Annotated in this window: 6 protein-coding genes and 1 pseudogene; 5 read left to right on the plus strand and 2 right to left on the minus strand. The window is 67.6% G+C overall.

Annotated features, from left to right (window positions below; all coding sequences use genetic code 11):
* Positions 1-225: 225 nt before the first annotated feature.
* Both ACIQ7H_RS09090 and mrcB read right to left on the minus strand, forming a co-directional pair.
* The gene (locus tag ACIQ7H_RS09090) at positions 226-744 is read right to left on the minus strand and encodes a hypothetical protein (protein ID WP_395790599.1); all 519 of its coding nucleotides are present in this window, start codon (positions 742-744) and stop codon (positions 226-228) included.
* On the minus strand, positions 741-3,068 hold the full coding sequence (gene mrcB / locus ACIQ7H_RS09095) for a penicillin-binding protein 1B (protein WP_395790601.1): 2,328 nt from the start codon (positions 3,066-3,068) through the stop codon (positions 741-743). The genes ACIQ7H_RS09090 and mrcB overlap by 4 nt, the downstream gene beginning before the upstream one ends.
* Positions 3,069-3,253: 185 nt before the next feature.
* Here mrcB and ACIQ7H_RS09100 point away from each other — a divergent pair, with 185 nt between their 5' ends.
* From ACIQ7H_RS09100 to ACIQ7H_RS09120, 5 genes and pseudogenes are all read left to right on the plus strand, one after another.
* Positions 3,254-4,132: an ABC transporter ATP-binding protein gene (locus ACIQ7H_RS09100; RefSeq protein ID WP_395790603.1), complete on the plus strand. Its 879-nt coding sequence runs from the start codon at positions 3,254-3,256 to the stop codon at positions 4,130-4,132.
* 10 nt (positions 4,133-4,142) lie between these two features.
* On the plus strand, positions 4,143-7,724 hold the full coding sequence (locus ACIQ7H_RS09105) for a M1 family aminopeptidase (protein ID WP_395790605.1): 3,582 nt from the start codon (positions 4,143-4,145) through the stop codon (positions 7,722-7,724).
* Positions 7,725-8,574: 850 nt separating this feature from the next.
* A pseudogene (locus ACIQ7H_RS09110) lies at positions 8,575-9,621 on the plus strand (glycosyltransferase); the annotation flags it as partial.
* Between the two features lie 699 nt (positions 9,622-10,320).
* The gene (locus tag ACIQ7H_RS09115; RefSeq protein WP_395790672.1) at positions 10,321-12,411 is read left to right on the plus strand and encodes a glycosyltransferase; all 2,091 of its coding nucleotides are present in this window, start codon (positions 10,321-10,323) and stop codon (positions 12,409-12,411) included.
* A gap of 119 nt (positions 12,412-12,530) precedes the next feature.
* A complete protein-coding gene (locus tag ACIQ7H_RS09120; RefSeq protein ID WP_395790607.1) occupies positions 12,531-15,425 on the plus strand; it encodes a M14 family metallopeptidase in 2,895 nt (964 codons plus the stop codon).
* The last annotated feature ends 96 nt before the right edge of the window (positions 15,426-15,521 follow it).

Genomic DNA, 15,521 nt, shown 5'->3' on the forward strand with positions numbered 1-15,521 from the left:
GACTGCCGACCACGCGCAACCGCGACATCGACAGCTTGCTGCCGATCGAGGGCTGGGCGCCGATCTGCAACTGAGGCTCAGCACGGCGAGTGGCGAAGCGGTAGGTGGCTTGGGCGGACGCTTACCGCCGAGAGCCGCCAATGTGATCGGTCCAGCGCTGCGCCGCAGCCGTGGTGGGATCGGCCGGCACCCTGCCAATGGAACTGCGCGACCCTTGGCGCGGACCTACATCCGAACCGGCGGCTCGGAGGTACAACGCAGCGCCTGGCCGCGGGCGACATCGGCGGATTCCTGATTGCCGCGCAGTTCGCGCGCCAGCTGGATCGCGGCCCAGTTGCGCCGGCACAGCGGCCCGAGCTTGGGGCCACTTTCATACGACGCGATAGCGAAAGTCTCGGCCTCGTCAAGCAGCTGCAGGCCGAGCGCGACTTCGGCGCGCAGCTGCAGCAGGTCAGGTCGACCGGGGCGGAGCTCCAGCGCCTGCATCAGGCTGCGCGCCGCGCGCTCCAGGTCGCGCAGGGCGATCGCGGAGGTCGCCTCGATCTTCAGGTCTTCAACCTCGGCATCCGGCAAGGGCTCGACCACGATCTGATCAGTGGCTTCAACCATTGCGTACAGCTCGGCGATCAGATCGCGCGGCGGCGGCGCGGGTGGCTGCTCCGTGACGGGCGTCTGCGGCAGGCTGGCGCAGCCCGCCATCAGCGCCGAAACGGCGGCGAGTACAGCAAAACGTTGCGGCTTCATTGCGCGGAATCTCCACGGCCGAACCAGCCACGCACGCGCGTCAGCGGACAGCCTTCGTAGTCTTCGGGGGTGTAACCGGCGATGAAGGCGAAGCGGCGGGCGTCCGGGCAGGCCTCATCGGTGCGGGCGAAATTGTCGGCGTCCAGCCAGGCAAACTCCAGCCCATCGGTGCCGACGTTCAGGACGGAGCTGGGCAAGCGCTTGAACAGCGCGGTCCACACACGCATCGCGCCGGAGGCGCCGTACAGGCCGGTCGCCGCATTGCCGTCATTGCCGACCCACACCACCGCCAGATGCGCGCCGGTATAGCCGGCAAACCAGCTGTCGCGGCCGTCGTTGCTGGTGCCGGTTTTGCCGGCCGGCTGCAGATGTCCGAGGCCGTCGGCGTACAGGCGTTTGCCGGTACCGGTGCGCGCGGCATCCTGCAGCGCGATGCCGATCAAGCGCGCGGCCAGCGCATCGCCGGGCTGGGCCGGATCGGTCGGGCGGTCGTAGCGGGTCAGTGGTTCGCCGCTTGCGTCGAGCACACCGCGCACCGCGCGCAAGGGCTGCAGGCGACCGCCGGAGGCGACGAACTGATACAGCTGGGCGATCTGGAACGGGCTCATGTCGACCGCGCCCAGCAGCAGTGAGGGATGCGGCTGCGGACGCGTGCCGGACAACGCTTCGATCAGTTGGGCCAGTCGGTCAACGCCCAGCTGCATGCCCAGCCGAACCGTCGCCTGGTTGTAGGAATTCGCCAGCGCGGCCTGCAGGGTGACGCTGCCGTGGCTGACATTGTCGGAGTTGGACGGCGCCCACGCCTGCCCGTTCGGCAGCCGCAGCTCGATCGGGGTGTCGTCGATCGGGCTGGCCAGGGCAAACCGCCCGGGCTGCGCCAAGGCCAGCAGATACACGAACGGCTTCAGCATCGAACCGACCGGCCTCTGCGCGTCCAAGGCTCGATTGAAGCCCGCCCCATCGGCGGCACGGTCACCCAGCAAGGCCAACACCTCGCCGTGCGCGGCATCGGTCACCACCACCGCGGCCTGCAGCTCAGGGCGGGCGTCGGTCTGCAGGGCATCGAGCTGCTCGCGGGCCGCGCGTTCGGCCTCGGCCTGGGCCAGCGGCGACAAGGTGGTGTGTACCGTCAAGCCGGCGCCGCGCAGCGCGTCGGCCGGGTAGTCGCGCTCCAGCTGAGTGCGTACCAGGGCCATGAAGGCCGGGGCGCGGTTACCGGCCAAGCTAACGTTGCGCTTCAAGCCGAGCGGCTTGGCCGCCTCGCGCTCGGCGTCGGAGACCTCGATCAGGCCGGTTTCGGCCATCTGGTTCAGCACCCGGTTGCGGCGCTCCAGCGCGCGCTCCGGATGCCGGCGCGGGTCGTAGTAGGACGGCCCGCGGATGATGCCGATCAGCAGGGCGATCTGATTCGGCTTGAGCTGGGCCAGCTCGCTGCCGAACCAGAATTCGGCCGCGGCGGCGACACCGTGGATGGCCTGGCCGCCCTGCTGGCCGAGGAAGATCTCGTTGAGGTAGGCCTCGAGGATCTGCGACTTCTCGAACCGCCGCTCGATCGCCAGCGCGTGCAGCGCCTCCTTGACCTTGCGCCACAGCTTGCGCTCGCGGGTCAGATACAGATTGCGCGCGAGCTGCTGGGTCAAGGTGCTGGCGCCCTGGCGCATTTCTCCGGAGCGCAGATTCATCCAGGCCGCGCGCGCCACGCCGCTGAAATCGATGCCGATGTGGTGCTTGAAGTCGCGGTCCTCGACCGCCTGCAGGGTCATCACCACCAGCGGCGGAACGTCTTCCAGCCGCACCAGCCGGCGCTCTTCGCGCTTCTCTCCGTACAGGGTTGCAATCCGCGCGGGGTCGACGCGCAATTCGGCCAGCGCCTTGCCAGACAGATCGGTCAGCGCCGAGATCTGACCACCGGCGAGCTGCACTCGCGCGCTGAGCGGCGGCTGCGCGCCATCGACATCGATGAAGGCTCGCGTGCTCAGCTGCACCCGCTGGCCGTTGATCCCGTAGCTGCCGGGCTCGCGACCTTGACCGTCATCGCGGTAGCCCGCGGCATCGAGTTCGGCGCGCAAGCCGGCCAGATCCATCGCGACGCCGGACTTCAGCAGCAGCGGCCGCGCCATCACCCGGGTCGGCACCTGCCAGCTGAGCGCAGCGAAATCGGCGGCGACGCGCTGGTCGATCACCCAGAAATACGGCGCCAGAAAGCCCGTGGCGAGACCGGCTCCCAGCAGCAGGGCGGTCTTGGCGATCGCCCAGATCAGCGTCCCCCAGCTGCGCTCAGGTGCGGGGGTTTCAAGTTGACGGGTGGTCTTCTGGGAGCTCACGCGGGGTGATCGGCCTGTCGGCAAAGCGGCCGGCAAGTGTAGCCGCCGCTCAAGGAACAGAGCCGTGATCGGCCGGCGGCCGCTTTACCCGGCATTCCCGCTCGATGAAGAAATGTTTACTTGCGGTCGAGCGCTGGTGTTATAGTAACCTACACCACCAAGTCACAACCGACCAGGAGCCCAGCATGCTTTCGATTCGCGATCTAACCAAGACTTATGCCAACGGGGTGCGCGCTATCGCCGGAGTCAGCCTGCAGATTCCGACCGGCCTGTTCGGCCTGCTGGGCCCGAACGGAGCCGGCAAGAGCTCGCTGATGCGCACCATCGCGACCCTGCAGGAGCCCGACAGCGGCAGCATCGATTTCAATGGTCTCAACGTGCTGGTGGAGAAAGACGCCCTGCGGCGACAGCTCGGCTACCTGCCGCAGGACTTCGGCGTGTATCCGAAGGTCAGCGCGGAAGACCTGCTGACCCACTTCGCGGTGCTGAAAGGCCTGACCCAGCGCGCGCAGCGGCGCGAAGTGGTCGACGCGCTGTTGCACAAAGTCAATCTGTGGGACGCCCGCAAGCGCAAGCTCGGCACCTATTCCGGCGGCATGCGTCAGCGCTTCGGTATCGCCCAGGCGCTGATCGGCGACCCCAAGCTGGTGATCGTCGATGAACCCACCGCCGGGCTCGATCCCGAGGAGCGCAACCGTTTTCTCAACCTGCTGAGCGAGATCGGCGAGAAAGTCGTCGTGATTCTCTCGACCCATATCGTCGAGGATGTCACCGACCTCTGCGCCCACATGGCGATCATCAATCGCGGGCAGGTGCTGCTGACAGGCGAGCCCCACACCACCATCCAGGCGCTTGCCGGCCAGGTCTGGCGCAAGCAGCTCGACAAGTCCGAACTCGCAGAGCACCAGTCGCGCTACCAGATCCTGTCAACCCGGCTGGTGGGCGGTCGGCCACTGATTCACGTGTTCAGCGAGAGCGCGCCCGGCGACGGCTTCGTTGCGGTCGAGCCGGATCTGGAAGACGTCTACTTCCAGCGCCTGCGTCAGCACGCGCGCGCAGCCTGAGGCCGCCCGCATGATCCTTGAATTCTTCCGCTTCGAACTGCGCGAGCAACTGCGCTCGCCCCTGCTGTGGCTGATCGCCGGGCTGTTCGGCCTGATCGCCTTCACCGTCGCCAGCACGGACGCCGTGACGCTCGGCAGCGCCGTTGGCAACGTCAACCGCAACGCCCCGCTGGTGACCTTGCAGTTCCTGGTGATCGCCTCGGTGCTCGGCCTGTTCGTGATCTGCATCTTCATCGCCGGAGCGCTGCTCCGAGACTTCGAGGCCGGCACCGCTGACCTGCTGTTCTCGAACCCGATCCGCAAGCGTGACTACCTCGCGGGGCGATTCGGGGCCGGCCTGACAGCCAGTCTGATCGTCTACATCGCCTTCGCCCTGGGCCTCTTCATCGCGCCCTACATGCCCTGGATCGATCCGGCACGGATCGGACCGAACGCGCTCATGCCCTACGCGTGGGGAATGGGGGTGCTGGTCCTGCCGAACCTGCTGCTGACCGGCGCGCTGCTGGCGCTGCTCGCAGTCACCACCCGCAGTCTGCTGGCGGTCTATGTGGGTGTGATCGCCTTCTTCGTGCTGTACGTCGTGTCGGGCGTACTGCTGAGCGACCTCGACAACAGATGGCTGGCAGCGCTTTCCGATCCCTTCGGCGTGCGCGCGCTGGGACTCAGCACTCGCTACTGGTCCGCGCAGGACCGCAACACCCTGCTACCCGAACTCGGCGGTTACCTGATTGCCAATCGCGCGCTGTGGATAGGGGTCGGGCTGATGCTCGCGGCAGCGGCCTTTCGCCTGTTCAAGACCGAACGCAGCGGCACCGGTCGCGCCTGGTTCAAGCGCAGGGCTGCGCTTGTCAGCGCGAGCGTGCAGCGTGTGGTGCCTCTGCCTGTCACGAAGCCCGAAAGCGGTCTGCGCGTCTCTCTGCGGCAGTACCTGCAGATCCTGAAGTTCGATGCGCGCGGTGTTTTCACCAGTGTGCCTTTCCTGATCATGCTGCTGTTCGGCATGGTCAACTTCCTTGGCAGCGCCACCGATATCAGCTCGCTCTACGGGACGCCTTCGTATCCGGTGACCTCACTGATGCTGGAGACGCTGGAGGGCGCCTACGGCTGGCTGCTCTACATCATCGTCATGTTCTACGCCGGCGAGCTGGTCTGGCGCGAACGCCAGCTGCGCCTGAGTGATGTCACGGATGCGCTGCCCGTGCCTGACGCGGCCCCGCTGTTCGCGAAGTTCTCCGCGCTGGTGCTGGTGGTGTTCGCCTTTCTGGTCGCTGGCGTTCTCGCCTCCATGGGCGTGCAGCTGTCTAAGGGGTTCACCCAGCTCGAACCGCTGCTGTATCTGAAGGCGATCCTGGTCATGGCGGTGCCTGCGATCCTGGTGGCCGGCGCGGCTCTGGTGCTGCAGGTGCTCTCGAACAACAAGTTCATCGCCTATGGCCTGCTGATGGGCGGTATCGCCCTGCTCGTCGTACTGGACTACGTGGGCTACGAGAACAACCTCTACCGCTACTACGGCAGCCCCGACCTGCCCTACTCCGACTTGAACGGTTACGGCCACTTCTGGATCGCGTGGGCGTGGTTCAAGGGCTACTGGGCGCTGTTCCTGACTGCCCTGCTGCTGCTTGCCACGGCGCTGTGGGTACGTGGCACCGCCACAACCCGCCGCGAACGCCTGCGGCTCGCGCGTCAGCGCATGCGCGGCCCACTGGGAGCTGGCCTTGCGCTCGCCACGATGGCCTGGGTAGGCGTCGGCAGCTACATCTTCTACAACACGCACGTTCTCAATCGATACAGCAGTCGCGAGACCGTGATCGCAGACCAGATCCGCTACGAGGAGCTCTACAAGAAGTACGAAGGCCAGCCGCAACCGCTGATCACCGCGCAGGCCATCGAGGTCGATCTGGACCCGTACGCGCTCAAGCTGGAGGTGCGGGGCGAGTACACCTTGCGCAATCCGCACTTCGTTCCGCTGCAGGAGATCCATGTCCAGCTGAATCCGCAGGCCGAGCATCCAAGCATGGACCTTGGCGCGGCCGAGCTCCGACATGATGACGTCGAGCTGGGCTACCGCATCTACCGGCTGGAGCAAGCCATGCAGCCGGGCGAGACCCGCACGATGCGGTTCACCCTGCGTTCGCAGCAGCGCGGATTCGGCAACCAGCGCGGCCCCACCGAGATCGTCCACAACGGAACCTTCTTCAACAACTTCAGCTTTCCCTCCCTGGGTTACAGCCGGGGGCGCGCACTGGGCGACCGCAACGAAAGGCGCAAACGCGGCCTGCCCGAAGCGCCTCGCATGGCGGACCTCGACGACACCGAGGCGCACGCGCACACCTATGTGACCGACGACGGACACTGGATCGACTTCAGCGCGACCTTCTGCACGGCGACCGACCAGATCGGACTCGCGCCGGGCTATCTGAAGCGCGAGTTCGAGCGTGATGGCCGGCGCTGCTTCGAGTACGCGATGGACCGGCCGATCCTGCCCTTCTACTCGTTCCTGTCCGCCCGCTGGCAGGTGACCCGCGGCGATTTCAATGGCCTGCCGATCGAGATCTACCACCACCCCGACCATGCCTGGAATGCGGAGCGCATGATCAAGTCGGTGCAGGATTCGCTCGACTACTTCGGCACCCACTTCAGCCCCTACCAGCACCGCCAGGTGCGGATCATCGAGTTCCCGGGCTACCAGAGTTTCGCCCAGGCGTTTCCGAACACCATTCCCTACTCCGAGGCGATCGGCTTCATCGCCGACCTGCGCGATCCCGAAGACATCGACTACGTCTACTACGTCACTGCACACGAGATCGCCCATCAGTGGTGGGCGCACCAGGTGATCGGGGCCGATGTGCAGGGTTCGACGGTGATGTCGGAATCGCTCGCGCAGTACTCCGCACTGATGGTGATGGAGCGCGAGTACGGACGGGAGCGGATGCGACGCTTCCTGCGCTACGAGCTGGATCGCTATCTCTCGGGTCGCGGCGGCGAAAGTCGCGAGGAGCAGCCGCTGTACCGTGTCGAGAACCAGCCCTATATCCACTACCAGAAGGGTTCGCTGGTGTTCTATCGGCTGCGCGAGGAAATCGGCGAGGCCACGCTGAATCGCGCGCTCAGCCGCTACCTGGCCGACAAGGCCTTCCAGCAGCCGCCCTTCACCACCTCCCGCGAGCTGCTGACCTACATCCGCGAGGAAGCCGGCCCGCAGCACGAAGCGCTGATCACCGATCTGTTCGAGCGCATCGTGTTCTACGACAACCGGGTTGAGGAGGTGCAGATCGAAGCGCTCGCCGATGGCCGCTACGCGCTGACCCTGCAGCTGCATGCGGCGAAGTTCCATGCCGATGGCGTTGGTAAGGAAACTCCGGTGCCGGTGGACGACTGGATCGAAGTCGGCGTGTTCGCGCGTGCCCCCGGCGCCAGCGAGCAGGAAGAGACCGTGCTGAGCTTGAAGCGCCACCACATCACCACCGCCGCACCGGAGATCCGGATCGAGGTCGACGCCCTGCCCTATGAGGTCGGCTTCGACCCCTACAACAAGTTGATCGACCGCGTCTCCCGCGACAACCGCAAGCGCGTCAGCGCACCGGCCGGCTAGCCGGCTCGTCTGTCCATTGGCAATCCGGTCGTCTCGACGCCGGGCCCTTCAGGCCCGGCGTCGTCGTTTACACGGGTGCCAGCGGCGAACTCAGGTCGCTGGCGGGTCTGCGGCCGGGTTGCGATAATCGCGGCCTCGCCGAAGCGGCCTTTGTGGGCCGTGGCCTTCATCCCCCGGACATGACTTGAGCCTGCCTGCCACTGCGGACGCACTCCACGCACCGCTGATCTGCCTGTACGCCCCACAGCTCGCGATCGGCACCTGTCGGTTGGACAGCCTCGATGATCTCCCTGCACTGCGCGGCCTGCCGGCCTCGACCGAGCTGCTGTTGGCCGGCGATGCCGCCAGCGCACTGCAGTCGGGAGCCGTCGGCTTCCCGGGCCGCCCGGTGCTTTTGTTGGCGGCGAATGCTGCCCTGCCCGCCTACACCGCACGGCGACTGCTGCGGCTGGGCCACAGCAACGCGATCATCAGCGCGGTGCCTTGCAGCGAGCTGCAAACCGGAATCACTGAACACGGTCAAGGTGACACCGACCCGGCAACGCTGGACCGGTTGTGCTGGCTGGCCGGCGACCCGCAGCCCCTGCCCTGGCTGGATCTGAACCTCAGCGCCTGCCGACTGCCGGCCGCGGCCGTGCCCGAACTGGCCGAAGCCTGCGCGATCGAAGCCCAGCCGCGCGTGCCCGCGAACTTTGAAAGCGCGGTCTACACCCGCCTGTGCGTACCCGGCGAGTTCAGCGGACACGCGGCGCTGGCGGTGCAGGCGTTGGCCTTGCGCCTGGCACCGCTGTCGGCCGAGCCCTGCGCGTCGGGCTATCCGGGCCTCGACGGTCGGCCGGTGCTGCTGCACATGCTGCACGGCTGGGGCGGCGGCAGCGCGCGCTTCGTCGAGGATCTGATCGACGGCGACAGTCACCATGCGCACCTGCTGCTGCAGGCTGAAAGCGATTCCGACCGCCAGCTCACCGGCGTGGCGCTGCGCCTGACACAGCGCCCCGGTGGGGCCGCGCTGCGCCGCCAGACCCTGGCGGCACCCATCGCCACCACCGCAGTCCGCTCGCGTGAATGCGCCGAACTGCTGGAGAACCTGAGCCAGGATTTCGGCATCGCTGGCGTGCTGGTCTCGTCGCTGATCGGGCTGAGCCTGGACGTGCTGCGCACCGGCCTGCCGACCGCCGTGGTCTGCCACGACTACCACCCGCTGTGGCCGAACCTGCACGCCGACTTCGGCGGCGCCGATTTCGATCCTTCCGATGCCGCACTGGCCGCGAGCCTGGCCCAGCCCTCGGCCGCATCGCCGTTCGCGGCCCAGCCCGCCGACACCTGGCTGAGCCTGCGTCAGGCCTATATCTCAGCGCTGCTCGCAGCGAATGCGCAGTTGATCGCACCGACCCGCGCGGTGCTCGACAACACCCTGCGGCTGGCACCCGCCTTGGCCGAACTGCCGCGGCACTGCATCGCCCACGGCCTGGCCGACTGGCCGCAGCCTGAAATCGCGCCCGAACCACCGCCACGCGAGCGTCTGCGCGTGCTGGTGCCGGGCCGCATCAACGGCGGCAAGGGCGAGCAACTGCTGGCGGAGATCATTCCGCAGCTGCCCGAGGGCATCGAACTGGTGCTGCTCGGCTGCGGCGCCGCCGGCATGCGCTTCTTCGGCGCCGACCGCGTACACATCGTGCTCGACTATCGCCACGACGATCTGCCCCAGCATGTCCATGCGCTCGCACCCGACCTCGCCCTGCTCCCGGCCAGCGTCGCCGAGACCTTCAGCTACACCTTGAGTGAACTGTGGTCGCTGCGCCTGCCGGTGCTGGCGACGCGGATCGGCAGCTACGCCGAACGCATCGAGCAGGGCAAGACCGGCCTGCTGGTCAATCCGGATGCCGCCAGCATCCTGCGGGCGCTCGGCTTCATCGCACAGAACCGCGCGCCGCTGCACGGCCTGCGTCGCAGCCGGCCACAGGTGCACAGCCTGGCGTCGATGGCAGCGGCCTATGCCGAGCGTCTGGCAGTGGACCCGCGCAGCGCGCAGACCCGGCGCTTTGAAGCCGTCGGCATCGATTGCGAGCTGCGGGCACAACAGCTTGAACAGCATCGACTGCAGCGGGCGCTGTCTGCTGCGCAGCGTGCCACGTCCGCAGCGCTGGTCGACAGCGAACGCCGCGCGCAGTGGGCGCGTGATCAGGAGAAACTGGCGGGCGAGCGCACCCAGTGGGCGCAGCGTCAGCAGGTGGAAATCGACGCGTTGAAGCAGCAGGTCGAACACGAACAACTGCGTGTGGAGCAGGAGCGGCAGCGGCTTGCCGACGCGCAGCAAATGCTGGAGCAGATGCTGCCGATCGGCAGCGAAGCTGAGTCGTCGTCCAGCGAGAGCGAGGCTTCAACCGGCGCCGACGCGCAGCTGGAGAATACCCTTGCCCTGCTGCGCAACCACATCGAGGACACAGCCGCAGAGAGAGCGGCCGAAGCGGCGCAACTGAACAGTTGGGTGGCGGCCCTGCAGCAGCAGCGCGACGAGTTCGAAAGCGAACGCAATCAGATCCTGCAGAGCAGCTCTTGGAAGCTGACTCGCCCGCTGCGCGGCATCCGTCGCCTGATCGAGCGCGCCAAGGCCAGCTTCAACTTCCGTCGCCAGCGCGCCAGCTCCCTGCTCAGCCGCGGCCTGCGCAGCCTGCGTTCGCGCGGCCTGAACGGCACCGTGCAGCGGATCAAACAGGAGGTGCGCCCAGTGCTGCCCGGCACCGTGCTGGAGGTGCCGGCGAGCGCGCCGTTTGCGCCCTTCGCCCTGCCCTGCCCGGATGCGCCGCGGGTCAGCGTGATCATTCCGGTCTACAACCATCTGGACCACACCCTGACCTGCCTGCGCTCGATCCTCGCGCAGCCCTCAAGGATCGCGGCCGAGATCATCGTGGTCGACGACTGCTCGTCGGATGCCAGCGCTGAGACCCTGCCGCAGATCGACGGCCTGCGCTACCAGCGCAACCCCGAGAACCTCGGTTTCATCGGCGCCTGCAACGCCGGCGCGGCCTCGGCGCGCGGCGAGTACTTGGTGTTTCTCAACAACGACACGGCCGTGCAGCCCGGCTGGCTGGATGCGCTGATCGACACCTTCGAGCAGCACGACAAGGTCGGCCTGGTCGGCGCCAAGCTGATCTATCCCGACGGCCGCCTGCAGGAGGCTGGTGGCATCGTGTTCAATGACGCCTCGGGCTGGAACTACGGCCGCTTCCAGGATCCAGCGGCGCCGGAATACAACTACCTGCGCGAAGTCGACTACTGCTCGGGCGCGGCGATTGCGGTGCCGGCCGAACTGTTCAACCGCTTCGGCGGTTTCGACACCCACTACGCGCCTGCCTATTACGAAGACACCGACCTGGCGATGAAGGTCTGGGCCAGCGGTCTGCGCGTGCTGTACCAGCCGAAGTCAGCGGTGGTGCACTTCGAGGGCATCAGCTCGGGCACCGACACCTCGACCGGCATCAAGGCCTATCAGGTCGTCAACCAGCAGAAGTTTCTGGCCCGCTGGGGCGAACGTCTGCGCGCGCATCCTGCCCCGGGCACATCGATCGAGATCGCCCGCCAGCATCGTGATGCCCGCCGCGTGCTGATCATCGACGCCACCACGCCGGCGCCCGATCAGGATTCCGGCTCGCTGCGCATGGTCAACCTGATGCAGGTGCTGCGCGCCGACGGCTGCGCGGTGAGCTTCTTCGCCGACAACCGCGCCTGGGTCGAGCGCTACACCGACGAGCTGCAACAGCTGGGCGTGGAAGTGCTGTGGCATCCGTTCCTGGCCGATGTGCCGGGCTGGTTTGCCGAGCACGGCAAACGGTTCGACCTGATCGTGCTGAGCCGCCACTACATCGCCGTGCAGTACATGGAGCTGGTGCGCCAGCACGCGCCGCAGGCGCAGCTGGTGTTCGACACGGTCGACCTGCACTACCTGCGCGAACAGCGCGAGGCCGAGCTCGCGGACCGCGACGACCTGCGCCGCCAGGCCGCGCAGACCCGCGACAAGGAACTCGACCTGATCCGCCGCAGCGACATCACCCTGGTGGTCAGCCCGGTTGAGCAGGCACTGCTAGCGAGCGAAGCACCACAGGCGCGGGTCGATATCCTTTCGAACGTGCACGAGGTCCACGGCTGCCGCCGCAGCTACCGCGAGCGCAATGACCTCGTCTTCATGGGCGGCTATCAGCACACGCCGAACGTCGATGCGGTGCTGTGGTTCGCCGACGAGATCCTGCCGCTGATCCGCGCCGAAGCACCGGAGATCACCTTCCACGTGGTCGGCAGCAAGGCGCCGGACAGCGTGCGCGCACTCGGCGAGCGCCCCGGCATCAGCTTCCACGGTTTCGTGCCGGACATTGCCCCATTCATGGACAACTGCCGACTGGCGGTGGCGCCGCTGCGCTTCGGCGCGGGCGTCAAAGGCAAGGTCAACATGAGCATGAGCTACGGCCAGCCGGTGGTCGCCACACCGATCGCGATCGAAGGCATGCACGCCGAAGCCGGCCGCGATGTGCTGATCGCCGAGACGCCCGAAGCCTTCGCCGAGGAAGTGCTGCGGGCCTATCGCGATCCCGAGCTGTGGCAGCAGCTGTCCGAGCATGGACTCGCCAACGTCGAAGCACATTTCAGCTTCGAGGCGGCGCGGCGCGCGGCGCGCGGCTTGTTTCGCGGCTAGCAGCGACGCATCGACACCGGGCGCCCCGCGTTTTGGCCGCTCACCGCTGACTTCACGCACGCGTGCCGCGGCGGCGGCTGAGGCAGACTTCCGCGTCTGTCCTCAAACGGAATGCGTTCATGACTGCTCGTTCGCGGCTCTCGATTCCCGCCTGCCTGCTCGGCTGGGCCCTGTGCTCGGCCGCTACGGCACAGCTGCCTGCCGCGGGGCCGGCCCCGACAGCGCCGGTGGTGCAGGCGTTCGGCGCGTTCGAGGCCGACCCGTCGATTCCGCATCCCGATGCCCTGCTCGGCTTTCCGCTCGGCGAGCAGGCTGCAAGCCCGGAGCAGATCCACGCCGCCCTGCAGCAGTGGGCGAAGGTGTCGGATCGCATCAAGCTGGTCGAGTACGGTCGCACCCATCAGGGCCGGCCGCTGTCGGTGGCGATCATTTCCAGCCCGGCCAATCTGGCCCAGCTCGATGCGATCCAGAACAGCCTGGACGAGCTCGCCGACCCGCGCCGCACCTCAGCCGCCCGCGCCGCCGAGATCATCGACAGCGCGCCGGCGGTTGCCTACATCGCGCACAGCATCCACGGCAACGAAAACTCCGGCGCTGACGCCGCCTTGGGCCTCGTCTATGGCCTGCTGGCGAGCCGCGATGCGGCGACCCTGCGCACGCTGGATGAAACCGTGGTGATGGTCGACCCGCTGATGAACCCGGACGGCCGCGCGCGCGCTCTGGCGGACCTACGCGGCTTCCGCGGTGCCGAGCCGAGCTATGACGGCCAGCAGCTTTCGCGTGGCGCGAGCTGGCCGTATGGCCGCGGCAATCACTATGTGTTCGACATGAATCGCGACTGGATCTACGCCAGCCAGCCCGAGACCCGCGGCCGGCTGGAGTTCCTGCGGCGCTGGCATCCGCTGGTGTTCGTCGACGCGCATGAAATGGGCGAGCACGACACCTTTCTGTTCTCGCCCGCGCGAGCGCCGTTGAACCCGCACTTCGCCGCCAGCTTCAGCCGCTTCGCCGAGGAGTTCGCGCGCGAGCAGGCGACGGCGTTCGATCGGCGCGGCTGGGTGTACTACTCCGGCGAGTGGAACGAGGGCTGGTATCCCGGCTATTCGGATGCCTGGGGCGGCCTGCGCGGTGCGGTGAACATCCTGTACGAGCAGGCCCGCGTCGCCGATTTCGGCGTGCGCCAGCCGAACGGCAATGTGCAGTTCTACGCCGACGGCGTGGCCCGCCAACTGGCCAGTGCGGTGGCCAACATCGAATCGATGCGCAGCCGCCGCAAGCCCCTGCTGCAGGCGTTCTGGGACGAACGCCGCGCATTGGTCGACGGCAGCGGCGCCTACGCAAAGACGGTCTATGCGATCGACGTATCGCGGCATCCCAGCCGCGGCCGTCAGCTGCAGGCCCTGCTGGATCTGCAGGGCGTTGAAACACAGCGCCTCACCGGCGCGTGGTCGGTGCAGGGCAATGGCTTGGCCGGCCGCAGCGAGCGTGTTGAGCTTCCCGCCGGCAGCCTGTTGATCAGCACCCGTCAGCCGCTCGGCCGGCTGGCCGCCACCCTGATGGAGTTCGACCCGCGCATTGACGAGGCCTCGCTCAAGCGCGAGCGCGAAGAGCTGATGCGCTCCGGCGAAGGCACGATCTATGACATCACAGCGTGGAACCTGCCGATGATGTTCGGCCTGCCGGCCTGGCGCATCGAGGGCGCACTGCCGGCGCAGGCAGAGCCGGCGAATGCGCAGCCCGCGACGATCGGCACTGCAGCTGACTCCAGCGTCGGCTGGCTGATCCCCGGTGAGGATGATTCCGCCGTGGCCGCCGCCGCCCAGCTGCTGCGCGCCGGTTTGAAGCTGCGCGTGGCGCTGAAGGATGTCCGCTTCGACGGCATCGACTACCCGCGCGGCAGCGTGCTGCTGACCCGCTACGACCACCCGCAGCACAGCAGCGAACAGCTGCGCCAGGCGCTGGCGGCGGCAAGCGCGCTTCAGCAGGCGCCGGTGGCGTTGCGCAGCGGCCAGGGCCCGGGTGATTCACCTGATCTCGGCGGCAGTGAGTTCGGCCTGCTGCAGCCGGCGCCGGTCGCCATTCTTGGCAAGGGCATGGTCGATCCCTCCAACTTCGGCGCGATCTGGCACTACCTCGAACACGGCCTCGGCCTGGTGCCGACCTTGCTGGATGAGAGCGCACTGACCCGCACCGACCTGCGCGGCTATCGCGTGATCGTGCTGCCGGAACGCTGGGGCAACCTGCCCAAAGAGGTGAGCGAAGCGCTCGACACCTGGGTTGCAGCCGGCGGCACCCTGGTCGCGATCGGCAGCGGCGCCAGCGCGCTGGCGAAGAAAAATGGTTTGGCCGAAGCGCGCGGCCTGCCCGAAGCGCTGAAGGAGCTGAAGCCTTTCCGCGACCAGCTCGCCCGCGAGTGGCTGGCGGCCTCGGCCCGCACTGAACTGAGCGCGGATCCGTACGCGCGCGGCACGCCGGCCTCCAGCCGCGCGGCCTGGAGTATCGATCCCGAGGCCGAACTGGCCGAAGGCGATGCGCTGACCGAACTCGACAGCTGGCAGCAGCGCTTCATGCCGGTCGGCAGTTTCGTTGCAGCCCGTTGCGATTCCCACCACTGGCTGAGCTTCGGCTGTGGTGACAGCCTGCCGGTGCTGGTCGACGGCAACACCCCGCTGATGGCGGCGGATCCAGTGACTGCGCCGTTCCGCATCGGCGCGCTGCGCCCGGCTGAAACCAAGGGCAAGCCCGCCGAGCACTGGAGCATCTACGGCTGGGGCGGCCTGCCGCCGGCGCAGACCCTGGACCTGCGCTTGGGCGGCCTGCTGTGGCCGGAAGCCCAGGAGCGCATCGCCAACACCGCCTGGGTGACGCAGGAATCGAAAGGCAGCGGCCAGGTGATCCTGTTCGCCAGCACGCCGGTGTTCCGCGGAGCCAGCATCGGCATGCAGCGCGTGCTCGGCAATGCGGTGGTGTTCGGGCCGGGCCTGGGCACACAGACGGTGATCGACGCGCGCTGAATCACACCGACTCGGACGTCCATTCGACGCCTGCCGAGGCGTCCCGGCAGTGCCTGGATCTCCCCGGCACTGCACGGCCTTGCCAGCGACGGCGGC

This window comes from Aquimonas sp., from assembly GCF_044377145.1.
In the GTDB taxonomy this organism is placed as follows: domain Bacteria; phylum Pseudomonadota; class Gammaproteobacteria; order Xanthomonadales; family Xanthomonadaceae; genus Aquimonas.